Below are 13,943 nucleotides of genomic sequence, written 5' to 3'. Positions count from 1 at the left end.
CCGATGTGAATGTGAGGGGATTGACGCGGCTGCAGACATGCTAAGACGGTAGGGTCTCGTTACCGGAGTGCCCCATGCGCAGCCTTGCGATCCTTCTCGCCAGCTCACTTCTCGCTTTGACCACGCCTGCTGTCGCCCAGCAGACGCCGCAAGCGTCGCCGACACCGGATTTCTCCAAGGTGGAAATCAAGTCCACCGATCTTGGTGACGGCATCTATATGCTGGAGGGCATGGGCGGCAACATGACCCTTGCGACGGCAAAGAACGGCGCGATCCTGATCGACAGCCAGTTCGCGCCACTGCATGACAAGATCAAGGCGGCCATCGCCAAGCTGACGCCGCAGCCGGTGCGTTATGTGGTCAACACGCATTTCCATGGCGACCACACCGGCGGCAACGAAGCCTTTGCCAAGGACGGTGCAACCATCGTGGCCAATATCAAGGTGCGCACCCGTCTTGCCAAGGGGACGGCGAATTTCCTGACAGGCGGCCAGAATCCGCCGGCACCGAAAGCCGCGCTGCCGACGCGGACCTATCCGAGCCGCCTCTCGCTCAGCCTGCGAGGCCGTATCGCCGAACTGCGTCATATCAAGAACGCGCACACCGACGGCGACACCTATGTCTATTTTCAGAACGCCCATGTGATCGCCACCGGCGATACGTTCACCAATGGCTGCTATCCCAATATCGACATCCTCAACGGCGGCAACATCAAGGGCATGATCGCCGCCGCTGACACCTATCTGAAAATGGCCAACGACAAGACCAAGATCGTACCCGGCCACGGTCCACTCGGCGACAAGGCAGCGCTTGCCGCCTATCGCGACATGCTCGTCACCGCGCGTGATCGGATGACCAAGCTGGTCAAGGAGGGCAAGAGCGAGGATGAGGTACAGGCTGCGAAGCCCTTCGCCGATCTCGATGCCAAATGGGCACCGAACGAGACGGCGAGCAAGAATTTTGTTCGCGCGGTCTATGCCTCGCTGGCGCCGAAGAAAGCCGGAGTGAAGTGATGAAGGACCTGCTCCCGCTCGCAGAGAAAGTCGCGGTCGCATTGATCGCGCGCAAGCAGACCATCGGCGTCGCCGAATCTTCTACGGGTGGCCTGATCTCCGCGGCGCTGCTCGCGGTGCCCGGCGCCTCCGCTTATTTCATCGGCGGCGGCGTGATCTATACCCGCGATGCCCGGCGCGCGCTGATGGATATTCCCGACGATGCCTTTCGCGTGCCGGGGATGCGCTCGTCTTCCGAGCCTTATGCGCAACTGCTGGCAACACAGATCCGTGAGCGGCTGGGATGTGATTGGGGATTGTCGGAGACGGGCGCCAGTGGACCGTCGGGCAATCGCTATGGCGATGCCGCGGGGCATAGTTGTATCGCCGTCGCAGGGCCGGCAAATGAAGTAATGACGCTGGAGACGGGAAGCGGCGACAGGCAGCAGAACATGCAGGTATTTGCGCAAACGGCGCTGACGTTCTTGCTGAAGAACTTCAAAAACTAGCAACGAGGCGCGGTCACCTCTCCCCGCAGGGGAGAGGTGAAAGAAGATCAAGCCGCAACCGTTTCCGCGCGAATACACCGCACCACACGATCACCCGCGAGCTCCACATTCGGTGGCAGGGCCTCCGTACAGCGGTCCTCTGCGAACTTGCAGCGGGGCGCGAAGGAGCAGCTTGCTGGCTTGGTGTCGAGCGAGGGCGGCGTGCCGGGGATTGTTTCGAGACGCTCGCCGCGTTTGGCGCCATGCACCGTCGAAGACAGCAGGCCCTTCGGATAGGGATGAACCGCCGAACGCACGATCTGGCTCGTGGTGCCCTGCTCCACGATCTGGCCGGCATACATGACGGCGACGCGATCGCAGATTTCGATGGCGACGCCGATATCGTGGGTCACGAAAATGATCGACATGCCGAATTCGCGCTGCAGCTCGCGCAGCAGCAACAGGATCTGGATCTGCACGGTGGCATCCAGCGCCGTGGTCGGCTCGTCCGCCAGCAGGATTTTTGGTTTGCAGGCAAGCGCGAGAGCGATCATCGCGCGCTGGCGCATGCCGCCTGACATTTCGTGCGGATAGGCATCGAGGCGGCGCTTGGCAGAGGGAATGCGCACGACTTCGAGCATTTCCAGCGCGCGCTTCATGCCCTCGGCCTGGCTCTTGCCCTCATGGCGCATCACGCTTTCGGCGATCTGCTGGCCGATGGTGTAGACGGGATCGAGCGCCAGCGCCGGCTCCTGAAAAATCATCGACACGCTCTGGCCGCGGAATTTTGACAACTCGTCATCGTCGAGAGCCAGCACATCCTTGCCCAGCACATTGATGCTGCCGCCGATCTTCGTGCGCTTCTTCGGCAGCAGCCGCATCAGCGCACGCAAGGTCACGCTCTTGCCCGAACCGGACTCGCCGAGCAGGCCGAGCACTTCGCCCTCCTTCACCGAGAGGCTGAGATCGTTCACCGCATAGACGGTGCGTTCACCGCTGAAGGTGACATTGAGATTGCGGACGTCGATCAGGTTGGTCATGGCAATTCCGGGCATTTCGTATGGTGATCGGTCGCACGCTGGAACGTCGCTCCGATGGTCAGCAGCGTCGCTTCATCGAACGGGCGCCCGACGAGCTGCATGCCCACCGGGAGTTTCGCCTTGGTGAAGCCGGCGGGGATCGAAAGCGCCGGCAAACCGAGATAATTGATCGGGCGCGTGAAGCGCGTCACGCGCTGGATCAGCGCCTCGGCACCGGGGCCATTGCCGATGTCAGTCTCGTCGATGCGCGGCGCCGCCATCGGCGACACCGGGGCGAGAATGGCATCGACGCCGGCGGTTGCTGCGAGATGCGCCGCAAGCGCAGGACCGCGCCAGCGCAAGGCTTCGAGATAGGCCACACCGGTGACAGCGAGACCGTTTTCGAGACGCATCAAAACCTGCGGGCCGTAATCCTGCGGGCGCTCGATCATCCAGCGCTTGTGCAAGGCTGCAGCTTCGGTCGCGAGCACGAGCTGCGATGCACCGCTGAGCTGGAGCTGATTGGGCAGATCGATCTCGACGATCTTGATCCCCTCGTCCTTGAGCGCTGCAATCGTGTTCTGCAGGATCGCAGCGACCTCCGGATCGAGATCGTCGATATAGAACGCCTTGGGAATGCCGACAGTCATGCCTTTCGCTGACGCCTTGGTGGCCGCCATGTAATCCGGCACCTCGCGCGTGCTGGTGGTAGGATCGAGCGGATCCGCACCGGCCATCAAGCCGGTGACAAGCGCGCAATCCTCGACGGTGCGCGCCAGCGGGCCAACGGTGTCGAGCGATTGCGACAGCGGCATTGCGCCGGCACGGCTGACAAGGCCAACGGTGGTCTTGAGACCGGACACGCCACAGAAATGCGCGGGCATGCGGATCGAGCCCCCGGTATCGGAGCCGAGCGCTGCAAAGGTCAGGCGCGCGGCGACCGCCGAGCCGGATCCGGACGACGAGCCGCCGGTGGCATGCGCGACATGCCAGGGATTACGGACAGGACCGTAATGCGTGTTATGACCGAGCGGGCCGAAGGCGAATTCGACCATCTGCAGAGAGCCGAGACGAACAGTGCCGGCGTTCTTGAGGCGCTGGAGCGAGGTGGCCGTGGTCTTGGCGACCCAATCCTTGCGGATTTTCGAGCCACAGGTCACCACATGACCCTCGTCGTAATACATGTCCTTGTGCGCCATCGGCACGCCATGCAGTACGCCATGGCTTTCGCCTTTGGCGAGCGCGGCATCCGCCGCGTCGGCGGCCTTGAGCGCGGCATCGGCCTCAATGGACATGTATGCGTTGAGATGCGGCTGCCATCTGGCCACGCGATCGAGACAGGATTGCGTGGCTTCGCGCGACGAGATCTTCCTGTCGGCGATGGCCGCTGCGATCTCCGTGACCGACAGCAATGCGGGTTCGGTGGCGCTCATTTGCCGGCCTCTCCGTTCTGGACGGCGATATAGGTCGCGGGTTCGAGGTCCAGCGGCAATGTCCCGGCGATGGCGGCAAAATTTTCGAAAGCCGGGCCCATGGAGACGGCGATGCGCTCAGCCGTCTCGTCGGAAGCCGGCACACCAGTCACATCGGATAGAATCTTGATCTGTTTCGCAGTCGGCTTCGTCATCTCACTGCACTCCTGCGCTGGGCGCCTTGCTGTGGCCTGAGCCCGGAATCGCCATGAAACACGCGGCCTGATGACCGCTTGCAGCGATTGCCGTCAATGCCGGCTTGCTCTCGCCGCACATCGCCTCGGCAAAGGCGCAGCGAGTATGGAAGCGGCAGCCGGATGGCGGATCGATGGGGTTCGGCGGATCGCCGGTGATCGGCGGGACTTCGGTGCGATTGTCGGGATCCGTGGATGGCATCGCGGCCAGCAGTGCACGCGTATAGGGATGCGCCGGCGCGTCCCACACATCATCGACCGGACCGAGTTCGACCACCTCGCCGAGATACATCACCAGCACACGGTCGGAAATATAGCGAACCACGTTGAGGTCATGGCTGATGAACAGATAGGTCAGGCCGAATTCGCGCTTGAGATCGACCAGAAGATTGAGCACCTGGGCTTCAACCGACTTGTCGAGCGCAGACACGGCTTCGTCGAGAATGACCAGACGCGGCGACAGCGCAAGCGCACGGGCGATATTGACGCGCTGGCGCTGGCCGCCGGAGACTTCGTGCGGATAGCGATTGGCGAAGGTCTCGGGCCGCAGGCCGACCTTGCCGAGCAGATCGCGGGCCAAGGCACGTGCAGCTTTGTCTGCCATCCCGTGGACCTTCGGACCGAAAGCAATCGACTCCTCGATGGTGAGGCGCGGATTGAGCGAGGCGTAACTGTCCTGGAACACCATCTGCATGCCACGACGGAGTTCACGCAGCGTCAGTTCGCGCCCGACCATGCGGCCGTCAAAAATGATGTCGCCGGAATTGCGCTCCATCAGATGCATCAGGAGACGCGCCGTCGTGGATTTCCCGCAACCGGACTCCCCGACGATACCAACGGTTTCCCCCTTGCCAATAGCAAAGGACACATCGTCCACGGCGCGCACGGTCTTGCTCGGCGCGAACAACTCGCCACGCACCGGGAAATGCTTGGTCAGTCCTTTCACATGAAGCAGCGGCTGCGCTTCGCCGCCGATGTCTTCGATCGGGGCGAGCATCTTGTCGGCAATTTCGAGCGTATCTGTCATCGCATCAGTTCCGGATATCCATGGCGCTGCGCATGCCATCGCTCAGCAGGTTGAAGCAGATCGACACGGCGAAGATCATCACGCCGGGCAGCGCGGCCACCCACGGATTGACATAGATCGCCGTGCGCAGCGTGTTCAGCATCAGGCCCCATTCCGGCTCCGGCGGCTTGGTGCCAAGACCGAGGAAAGAGAGGCCGGCGGCCAGGATCATCGACACCGAGATCAGGCCGGTCGCATAGACGAAGATCGAACCAAGCACGTTGCCGAGCATATGCACGCGCATGATGGTGAACGTATCGGCACCCGATGCGCGGGCGGCTTCCACATAATCCATGTTGCGCACGCCGGTGGTGACGCTCTCGGCCACGCGCGTGATCTGCGGCACGAAGACGATGGTGAGCGAGACGATGGAATTGACGATGCCGGCACCGAGCGCGCCGGAGATCGCGATCGCCAGCAGCACCGAGGGGAAGGCGTAGAACACGTCGACCGTGCGCATGATGGCGGTGTTGAGCTTGCCGCCGACATAGCCGGCGACAAGGCCGAGCGACGTGCCGATGATGAAAGCGAGGATCACCGGCAGGATGCCGATGAGCAGCGACAGCCGCCCGCCATAGATCAGGCGGGCGAGCATGTCGCGGCCGAGTTCATCGGTGCCGAGCGGATAGTTCGGCGTGCCAATGGCGCGCAGGCGGCGGATCATCGAGCCCTGATAGGGATCGGCAAGGCCGAGATAGGGCGCGAAGATGGCGGCAAGCAGGATCAGCAGCAGGATGGCCGCACAGGCCATCGAAACCTTGTCGCGACGGATGCGGCGGCCGACCGTGGCCCAGTAGCCACGGGCCTTTGTGACGGGTGCTGCCTGCAATGCGTTGTCAGTGAGAACTGTCATGGCGTCAGGCCCGCTTGATGCGCGGATCGATGAACGCCTGCGCGATATCGACCAGGAGATTGAGGAAGACGAAGAAGAGCGCCAGCACCAGGATCGTGCCCTGCAGCAGCGGCAGGTCGCGCTGGAAGATCGCCGAGTTCAGCAACAGGCCGGAGCCGGGCCAGGAAAACACGGTCTCGATCAGGATCGATCCGCCGAGCATGTAGCCGAGCTGCAGGCCCATCACCGCCAGCGCCGTGGGAGCCGCATTCTTGATGACGTGCTTGAAGACCTTGAATTCCTGCAGGCCTTTGGCGCGCAGCGCCTCGACAAAATCCTGCGAGAGGATGTCGCCGGTCAGCGCGCGCACGGTACGGGTCACGATGCCCATCGGGATCACCGAGGTGGTGACCGCCGGGAGGATCAGATACTTGATGTGTTCCCAGTCCCACGCCCAGGCGCCGGATCCACCGGGGCCAGCGCCCACCGCGGGCAGCCAGTTGAGCTGCACCGAGAAGATGATCACCATCACCATGCCGAGCCAGTAATGCGGCACGGACACGCCGGCGATGGCGATGGAGGTGGCGACCTTGTCCACCCAGGTATCGCGAAAATAGCCGGCGATCAGGCCGAAGAAGAGACCAAGCGTAAAGCCGATGGAGGCTGCGAATACCGCGAGCATGACCGTGTTGCGAACGGCATTCATCACTTCAGCAAGCACCGGGCGACCGGTGGCGATGGAAGCGCCGAGATCGCCATGCAGCGCGCGCCAGACCCACAGACCAAATTGCACCGGCAGCGGCTTGTCAAAGCCGTAGGCCACGCGGAGTTGTTGCGCCAGCTCCTGCGAGGCATCCGCCGGGAGCACGGCGACCAGCGGATCGCCCGGGGTGATATGGACGAGCAGGAAACACACCAGCGCGACGCTGAGAATGATGGGGATCGCGTAAACGACGCGGCGCGCGACATAGCTGAACACGGGGCACCTTTGGGTTCTTGAATTCCGACCTCTCGGTCGTCATGACCGGGATTGGCCCCCGGGCAAGACGGCGGACACATCGGCTCCGCCTGGGCGGAGCCGATGCTTGCGACGCCTTACGGCGTCATCGTCATGGTCGAGAAATCGACGAACCAGCTCTTCGGCTGCACGAAGTTCTTGATCTTCGGGCTGAGCGCGCGCGGGCCGACATCGTGGGCGACATAGAGGAACGCCGCATCATCCACCGAAGCTGCATGCAGCTCGGCCAGTGCCTTGTCGCGTTCACCCGCATCGAAGGTGGTGCGTGCCTTTTTCACCAGCTCGTCGAACTTCGGGTTGTTGATGAAACCCCAGTTGTTCGACACCGGCGGTGCCATGCCGGACTGCAGGAAGCGCACCAGCGCGAAGAACGGATCCATTGCCGCGAAGGTGACGTTGGTCGCGTTCGAGTTGTTCGCCGTCGGGTCCTTGGCGCCGCGGCGCCAGTTGGTAAACAGCGTATTCCATTCGATGACGTCGAGCTGCACATCGAAGTAGCACTCCGCCAGCGCCTGCTGCATGTATTCATTCATCGGCAGTGGCTGCATCTGGCCCGAGCCAGAAGCCGAGGTCTGAGTCTTGACCTTGAGCTTCTTGTTGGGGCCGTAACCGGCTTCCGCCATCAGCTTCTGCGCTTCCTTCAGATCATATTTGATCTTGAAAGACGGATTGCCGTGCCAGGGATGACCGGGCTCGAACGTGCCGGTGGCAGGCACCATCAGGCCAGCGAGCAGACCGTCACGCAGGCCTTCGCGATCGATGCACAGATTCGCGGCCTTGCGGACGCGGATATCGTTCCAGGGCGAGCCTTCGATGCGCGAGAACTGCCACGGCCACACATGTGGCTGCTCGTTCTTCTCGATCTTGAAGCCGCGCGCGGTGATTTCCTTCACCGCATCCGGCGCTGGCGCTTCGGCCCAGTCGATCTGACCCGAGAGCAATGCCGCGGTGCGCGCGTTTGCTTCTGGCATCGGCAACAGCACCATGCCATCGACCTTCGGCACGCGATCCTTGTTCCAGTAAGCGGCGTTCTTCACCAGTTCGAGACGCTCGCGCGGCGTGAACTTGGACATTTTCCACGGACCGGTGCCCGATGCGTCCTTCGAGAACGCATCCCATGCCGCAGCGGACTTCGCCTTGGCATCAGCGCCCTGCGCCTTGTCATAGAAGGACTGCCACTTGGTCGGGCTCGCCATATAGAGGTTGGTCAGATTGATCGGCAGGAAAGAGTCCGGCTCTTTCGTCGTCAGTTCGACGGTCATGTCGTCGATCTTCTTGGCCGACAGCAAAGTTGGCATGCGCGACGCGGTGACGCCGACCTGGCTTGCATCGAATTGCGGCGCGTCCTGCTTCAGGACCTTCTCGACGTTCCACACCACTGCATCGGCATTGAAATCGCTGCCATCGTGGAATTTGACACCGGGACGCAGCTTGAAGGTCCACTTGGTCTTGTCGCTATCGTTAACTGCCCATTCTGTAGCCAATCCGGGGATCACAACGCTCGGCTTGGTGGCAGACGAGAGATCCCAAAGCGTGAGTCCCTCATACATTGTATTGCCGGTGAAGCGATTGCCTTCAAAACCCTGATCCGGCTGGCCCAGCGTGCGCGGAATATCCGCAGCGGTCATGCCGATCTTAACGGTCTGAGCCTGCGCGAATTGCGGCAGCGTCAGCGCTGTCGCGACGGTGAGCATCGCGAGAGCAGTTCTAAAACGGCCTTTGATGGGCTTCTCGATACGCATTCTGACTAGTCCCCTTCTTTCGATACGAATTCGGTTGGCTAATTCTGATGCAGTGCAATGCAACGCCTGTGCCAATAATCAGAGCAACGTGCGCGTGCGGTGTACACCCTCCTCCCCCGCGACCGACTGGCGCGGGTCCTGTTGAATGGAACCAGTCTGGCACCAAGCTTGCTTAGCCGCCAACGAATGTTTTCCACATCAGGAGTTGGGGATGAGTTTTCGATTTTCTTTTGCAGGCGCAGCGCTGGCAGCTGTTATCGGCCTCGCTGCAACCGCGAAAGCCGAGACCGTTGTGCGTTACGGCATCTCGATGGCGGACGTTCCGCTGACCACCGGCCAGCCTGATCGCGGCGCAGGTGGCTACCAGTTTACCGGATATACGATCTATGATCCGCTGGTTGCATGGGAGATGGATGTCGCCGATCGCCCCGGAAAACTCATTCCCGGCCTCGCCACCGAATGGAAAGTGGACGACAAGGACAAGACCAAGTGGCGCTTCACGCTGCGCAAGGGCGTCAAGTTTCACGACGGCAGCGACTTCAATGCCGATGCAGTGATCTGGAATCTCGACAAGGTGCTGAATGAAAAGGCACCACAGTTCGACAAGCGCCAGAGCGCGCAGGTAAAGACCCGCCTTCCCTCGGTGGCAAGCTATGCCAAGATCGATGACGGCACCGTCGAGATCACGACGAAGACCGTCGACTCCTTCTTCCCCTACCAGATGCTCTGGTTTCTGGTGTCCAGCCCGGCGCAATATGAAAAGGTCGGCAAGGACTGGGACAAGTTCGCGTCGCAGCCGTCAGGCACCGGCCCGTTCAAGCTCACCAAGCTCGTGCCGCGCGAGCTTGCCGAGCTCAGCAAGAATGCTGACTATTGGGACAAGAAGCGACTGCCCAAGGCGGACAAGCTCGTGCTGATCCCGATGCCGGAAGCGCTCACCCGCACCAATGCGCTGCTCGCCGGTCAGGTCGATCTCATCGAAACGCCTGCCCCGGACGCCGTGCCGCAGCTCAAGGGCGCTGGCATGAAGATCGTCGATAACGTCACGCCGCATGTCTGGAATTATCATCTCAGCGTGCTGCCGGGCTCGCCCTGGACCGACGTGCGTTTGCGCAAGGCGCTCAATCTCGCGATCGACCGCGACGGCGTTGTCGCGCTGATGAACGGCCTCGCCAAGCCGGCGATCGGCCAGGTCGATCCGTCCAGCCCATGGTTCGGCAAGCCGAACTTCAAGATCAAATATGATCTCGCCGAAGCCAAGAAGCTGGTGAAGGAAGCCGGCTATGGTCCGGAGAAGCCCCTGAAGGCGACCTTCATCATCGCCAATGGTGGCACCGGCCAGATGCTGTCGCTGCCGATCAACGAATTCCTCCAGCAGAGCTTCAAGGAGATCGGCGTCGAGGTCGAATTCAAGGTGGTCGAGCTCGAGGTTCTCTACACCGCGTGGCGCAAGGGCGCGGCCGATGAGAGCATGAAGGGCATCACCTCGAACAACATCGCCTATGTCACCTCGGACCCGCTCTATGCCATTGTGCGGTTCTTCCATTCCGGCCAGATCGCACCGGTCGGCGTGAACTGGGGCGGCTACAAGAACCCGAAGGTCGACGCGCTGATCGATGAAGCCAAGAACAATTTCGATCCGAAGAAGCAGGACGAATTGCTGGCTGAAGCGCATGCGCAGATCGTCGACGATGCCGTGCTGGTCTGGGTCGTCCACGACACCAATCCGCATGCGCTGTCGCCTAAGGTGAAGAAGTTCGTGCAGGCGCAGCACTGGTTCCAGGATCTGACGACGATTGGGCTGGACTGATCGCGCAACGGCCCCACTCACAACTGTCGTCACCCGGCTCGACCGGGTGACCCAGTATACGCGTCGTTAGCGTTTCAGCACGAATGTCGGTGTTTACTGGATCCCCCCGCTTTCGCGGGGGACGACATCCGCGCGATGCGCCAGCATCCACGTTACGACCGCAATCGCACGATCACACCTTCATTGCCCCGCAGTTCGAGTGGGCCCGGGACATTCTCTCCCTCGCGGTCCAGCTCCGTCGAGATCAACACCTCCCCAGCCCCGATATGCAATGATGCCGGCTCGCCGGTGAAATTCAGTGCAATCAGGATCGACTGGTTGTCATAGCTGCGCCGATAGGCGAGCACCGCGTCCTGCGTCTCCACCGGATCATAATTGCCGAATACGAGCTCCGGCATTCGCTTGCGCAGCGCAATCAGCTTTACATAGAGGCTGAGGATAGAGCGCGGATCGACGGCCAGCGTTGCCGCATTCTTCCGGTGAAAATCATCATCGAGCGGCAGCCAGGGCATGCCGGCGGTGAAGCCCGCATTCTCGCCCGACGCCCATTGCATCGGCGTTCGGCAGCCATCGCGACCCACACCAATGCCCGGCACATTCTTCTCGAACGGGTCCTGCACTTGTTCCGGCGCGATCGGGACATGCCGCATGCCGATCTCGTCGCCGTAATACAGTGTCGGCGTGCCACGCAACGTCAGCAGCAGCATCGCCGCGACTCGCGCCTGTGCATCCCCCACACGTGTTGCCACGCGCGGCCGGTCGTGATTTCCGAGCACCCAGTTCGGCCAGGCGCCAAGCGGCAAGGCGGCCTCGTAGCGTGCAATCAGATCGGCAATGTCGCGCGCATTCCACGGAGCCGACAGCAGTGCGAAATTGAACGGCAGATGTGCACCGCCGAGGTCTTCACCGTAATAGGCCACCAGCCGATCGATGGGCAAATAGACCTCCCCGATCAGCACGCGATCCTCGAACTCGTCGATCACCTGACGCATCTCGGCGACGACATCCTGGGTCTCGGGACGGTCAGCGGAATAGAGCGTGATCAATGTCTCATGCGGCGGTCGCCCTGCGACATAGTTCGGATTAACAGGATTGTCGCGATATTGGTCGTCCTTGATCAGATGCCAGATCACGTCGACGCGGAAGCCATCGACGCCACGCCGCATCCAGAACCGCATCACCTCGTAGATGGCATCGCGCACATCGGGATTGCGCCAGTTCAGATCGGGCTGCCGGTCAAGGAAGGCGTGATAGTAATATTGCCCGCTGGCCTCGTCATATTGCCACGCGCTGCCGCCGAACTCCGACAGCCAGTTCGTCGGTGCGCTGCCATCCGGCTTCGGATCTTGCCAGATGTACCAGTCGCGCTTTGGATTATCTCGCGACGAACGGCTCTCGATGAACCATGGATGCTCATCGGAGGTGTGGTTAGGCACCAGGTCGAGTATGACCCTGAGCCCCTGCGCGTGGGCGGCCTCCACCAGCGCGTCGAAATCCGCGAGCGTGCCGAAGAGTGGATGAATGTCGACATAGTCGGAAATGTCGTAACCGAAATCCGCCATCGGCGACGGGAAGATCGGAGAAATCCAGATCGCATCGACGCCGAGCTGGTGGAGATAGGGCAACCGACCGATGATCCCTTTGAGATCACCGATTCCATCGCCATTGGAATCCTGAAATGAGCGCGGATAGATTTGATAGATGGTGCCGGCCTGCCACCAGATGGATGCAGCGGACGCTTTGCTGGACATGGTCATGAGGCGGATTGAACCCGACAGAATGAGCTAAAATCGGCACGAAAAAGCGGCCCTTCCGAGGAAGGGCCGCCGAATCGCGATATTCAAATCCTAGTAGCGTTCGATGACAGTTCGACGCTCGACGCCGCCATCATAGTAACCGCGATCACGGTCGCGGCTGCGCTTGATGATCACCGTCTCGTTGCGATCGCGGCGATCGCGATAATAATCGCGGTCATAGTCGCGATGGTAACGATCACGGCCCACGGCGCCTACGGTGACACCACCCGGGCCGACGCCCACACCGATTTCCTGTGCGCTTGCGGTGGTAACCGGAAGTGCGGTGCCGATACTCGCCGCAGCCACGGCGACGATGGCAAGATGCTTGATCATGACCTGCTCCTCAGTTGCGTAACGATGAGAAGGCAATCCGGCGTGGCCATGATCGTTCCGGAGCTTTGTTACGAAACGGTTAGATAAAGCCGGCCCCGCAAGGGAACGAAAGCCGTGCTGGATGCGCAGAAACCTTACTCGGCCGGTATGATCGCATTGGTCGGCGTCGGCCGGTCCGTGATCTGCTGACCGAACAGGCTACCGACCAGCTCGACCATGACCCGCGCCGTGCGGCCGCGTTCATCGAGGAAGGGATTGAGCTCCACTACATCCAGCGAGCACATCAAGCCGGAATCATGCAGCAGCTCCATGATGAGATGCGCTTCGCGATAGGTAGCGCCACCCTGCACCATGGTGCCGACGCCGGGCGCGGTGATCGGATCGAGAAAGTCCACATCCAGCGAGACATGCAGCACGCCGTTTCGCGCTTTCACGCGGTCGATGACGCGACGGATCAGCACGCCGACGCCGAATTCGTCGATCTGCCGCATATCGATCAGCGAGACCTTGCGCTGCTTCACCAGCTCCTTCTCAAGCTTGTCGATGGAGCGGATGCCGAAGAGGTCGAGATGATCGGGCGTGATGGCGGCGCGCGGCTCACTGCCGAGCAGCCCGTCGAGGCCCGGCTCGCCGCACAGAAAGGCAGCGGACATGCCATGCATGTTGCCACTGATGGTCGTGTGTGGCGTGTTGTAGTCGGCATGGGCGTCGAGCCAGAGAACAAACAGCTCGCGTCCCTGCGCGTGCCAGTGCCGGGCGACTCCATTGACAGAGCCCATCGACAGGCTGTGATCACCGCCCATGAAGATCGGCAGCGCGCCCGACGCGGCAAGTTCGTAACTCCGCGCACTGAGTGCCTGAATCCAGGCCTGGATCTCGCGATAATGTTTCGCAGTGGACGGCGGGGTGTCCGTGCTCGTCGGCCGCGACGGCGCCAGATTGCCGTGATCCTCGACCGCAAAGCCGAGTTCTTCCAGCAGTGGCTTGAGTCCAGCCGTCCGCATGGCGTCCGGTCCCATCAGGGTGCCGAGCTGCGATGCGCCGATCTCGACGGGGGCGCCCAGCAAGGCAATGCGGTTCGGACGGAAAGGCTGGCTCATAGATCGGCTCCTGCAGCGCTGCCGCGTCTGTCATCACGCCGCGGCGAAATCATGAAAATAATGTCCAAAATGCGCTTTCCG

At 61.7% G+C, this 13,943-nt stretch carries 13 protein-coding genes; 3 read left to right on the top strand and 10 right to left on the bottom strand.

Annotated features, from left to right (window positions below; all coding sequences use genetic code 11):
• The first annotated feature begins 74 nt into the window (after positions 1–74).
• Positions 75–1,013 carry an MBL fold metallo-hydrolase gene (locus ACIQ17_RS01630; RefSeq protein WP_398464685.1) on the top strand — a complete coding sequence of 313 codons (939 nt, stop codon included), beginning with the start codon at positions 75–77 and terminating at the stop codon, positions 1,011–1,013.
• On the top strand, positions 1,013–1,501 hold the full coding sequence (locus ACIQ17_RS01625) for a CinA family protein (protein ID WP_398464683.1): 489 nt from the start codon (positions 1,013–1,015) through the stop codon (positions 1,499–1,501). Before ACIQ17_RS01630 ends, ACIQ17_RS01625 begins: the two co-directional genes overlap by 1 nt.
• Positions 1,502–1,548: 47 nt before the next feature.
• Here ACIQ17_RS01625 and ACIQ17_RS01620 read toward each other — a convergent pair whose 3' ends face one another.
• The 7 genes from ACIQ17_RS01620 to ACIQ17_RS01590 form a co-directional block, all read right to left on the bottom strand.
• Positions 1,549–2,520 (bottom strand): ABC transporter ATP-binding protein, encoded by a 972-nt coding sequence (locus tag ACIQ17_RS01620; RefSeq protein WP_398464681.1) that lies wholly within the window; start codon positions 2,518–2,520, stop codon positions 1,549–1,551.
• Positions 2,517–3,932: an amidase gene (locus tag ACIQ17_RS01615; protein WP_398464679.1), complete on the bottom strand. Its 1,416-nt coding sequence runs from the start codon at positions 3,930–3,932 to the stop codon at positions 2,517–2,519. The genes ACIQ17_RS01620 and ACIQ17_RS01615 overlap by 4 nt, the downstream gene beginning before the upstream one ends.
• A complete protein-coding gene (locus ACIQ17_RS01610; RefSeq protein ID WP_398464677.1) occupies positions 3,929–4,126 on the bottom strand; it encodes a hypothetical protein in 198 nt (65 codons plus the stop codon). Before ACIQ17_RS01610 ends, ACIQ17_RS01615 begins: the two co-directional genes overlap by 4 nt.
• Before the next feature lies 1 nt (position 4,127).
• Entirely contained in the window at positions 4,128–5,192 is a 1,065-nt protein-coding gene (locus ACIQ17_RS01605) for an ABC transporter ATP-binding protein (RefSeq protein ID WP_398464675.1), read from the bottom strand.
• Positions 5,193–5,196: 4 nt separating this feature from the next.
• The gene (locus ACIQ17_RS01600) at positions 5,197–6,084 is read right to left on the bottom strand and encodes an ABC transporter permease (protein WP_211912143.1); all 888 of its coding nucleotides are present in this window, start codon (positions 6,082–6,084) and stop codon (positions 5,197–5,199) included.
• Positions 6,085–6,088: 4 nt separating this feature from the next.
• Positions 6,089–7,042, bottom strand: coding sequence for an ABC transporter permease (locus tag ACIQ17_RS01595; protein ID WP_398464672.1), 954 nt, complete (start codon positions 7,040–7,042; stop codon positions 6,089–6,091).
• Between the two features lie 116 nt (positions 7,043–7,158).
• Positions 7,159–8,823 (bottom strand): ABC transporter substrate-binding protein, encoded by a 1,665-nt coding sequence (locus ACIQ17_RS01590; RefSeq protein WP_398464670.1) that lies wholly within the window; start codon positions 8,821–8,823, stop codon positions 7,159–7,161.
• Positions 8,824–9,034: 211 nt separating this feature from the next.
• Here ACIQ17_RS01590 and ACIQ17_RS01585 point away from each other — a divergent pair, with 211 nt between their 5' ends.
• Positions 9,035–10,633 carry an ABC transporter substrate-binding protein gene (locus tag ACIQ17_RS01585; protein ID WP_398464668.1) on the top strand — a complete coding sequence of 533 codons (1,599 nt, stop codon included), beginning with the start codon at positions 9,035–9,037 and terminating at the stop codon, positions 10,631–10,633.
• Between the two features lie 152 nt (positions 10,634–10,785).
• Here ACIQ17_RS01585 and ACIQ17_RS01580 read toward each other — a convergent pair whose 3' ends face one another.
• The 3 genes from ACIQ17_RS01580 to rocF all read right to left on the bottom strand — a co-directional run bounded on the left by ACIQ17_RS01580 (position 10,786) and on the right by rocF (position 13,862).
• Entirely contained in the window at positions 10,786–12,390 is a 1,605-nt protein-coding gene (locus ACIQ17_RS01580; protein ID WP_398464666.1) for an alpha-amylase family glycosyl hydrolase, read from the bottom strand.
• 90 nt (positions 12,391–12,480) lie between these two features.
• Positions 12,481–12,762, bottom strand: coding sequence for a hypothetical protein (locus ACIQ17_RS01575; RefSeq protein WP_211912138.1), 282 nt, complete (start codon positions 12,760–12,762; stop codon positions 12,481–12,483).
• A 134-nt stretch (positions 12,763–12,896) separates the two neighbouring features.
• Positions 12,897–13,862 (bottom strand): arginase, encoded by a 966-nt coding sequence (gene rocF, locus ACIQ17_RS01570; protein WP_398464663.1) that lies wholly within the window; start codon positions 13,860–13,862, stop codon positions 12,897–12,899.
• Positions 13,863–13,943 lie beyond the last annotated feature (81 nt).

It is taken from the genome of Tardiphaga sp. (assembly GCF_044340795.1).
In the GTDB taxonomy this organism is placed as follows: Bacteria; Pseudomonadota; Alphaproteobacteria; order Rhizobiales; family Xanthobacteraceae; genus Tardiphaga.
The sequence above is the reverse complement of the archived record's forward strand: the minus strand, read 5'-3'. Positions and strand labels throughout refer to the sequence as shown.

Excerpts from the sequence above, each read along its gene's own strand:
- rocF (WP_398464663.1), bottom strand. The coding sequence starts at position 13,862 with ATGAGCCAGCCTTTCCGTCCGAACCGCATTGCCTTGCTGGGCGCCCCC.
- ACIQ17_RS01590 (WP_398464670.1), bottom strand. The coding sequence starts at position 8,823 with ATGCGTATCGAGAAGCCCATCAAAGGCCGTTTTAGAACTGCTCTCGCG.
- ACIQ17_RS01605 (WP_398464675.1), bottom strand. The coding sequence starts at position 5,192 with ATGACAGATACGCTCGAAATTGCCGACAAGATGCTCGCCCCGATCGAA.
- ACIQ17_RS01630 (WP_398464685.1), top strand. The coding sequence starts at position 75 with ATGCGCAGCCTTGCGATCCTTCTCGCCAGCTCACTTCTCGCTTTGACC.
- ACIQ17_RS01610 (WP_398464677.1), bottom strand. The coding sequence starts at position 4,126 with ATGACGAAGCCGACTGCGAAACAGATCAAGATTCTATCCGATGTGACT.
- ACIQ17_RS01625 (WP_398464683.1), top strand. The coding sequence starts at position 1,013 with ATGAAGGACCTGCTCCCGCTCGCAGAGAAAGTCGCGGTCGCATTGATC.
- ACIQ17_RS01585 (WP_398464668.1), top strand. The coding sequence starts at position 9,035 with ATGAGTTTTCGATTTTCTTTTGCAGGCGCAGCGCTGGCAGCTGTTATC.
- ACIQ17_RS01600 (WP_211912143.1), bottom strand. The coding sequence starts at position 6,084 with ATGACAGTTCTCACTGACAACGCATTGCAGGCAGCACCCGTCACAAAG.
- ACIQ17_RS01615 (WP_398464679.1), bottom strand. The coding sequence starts at position 3,932 with ATGAGCGCCACCGAACCCGCATTGCTGTCGGTCACGGAGATCGCAGCG.
- ACIQ17_RS01575 (WP_211912138.1), bottom strand. The coding sequence starts at position 12,762 with ATGATCAAGCATCTTGCCATCGTCGCCGTGGCTGCGGCGAGTATCGGC.
- ACIQ17_RS01580 (WP_398464666.1), bottom strand. The coding sequence starts at position 12,390 with ATGACCATGTCCAGCAAAGCGTCCGCTGCATCCATCTGGTGGCAGGCC.
- ACIQ17_RS01620 (WP_398464681.1), bottom strand. The coding sequence starts at position 2,520 with ATGACCAACCTGATCGACGTCCGCAATCTCAATGTCACCTTCAGCGGT.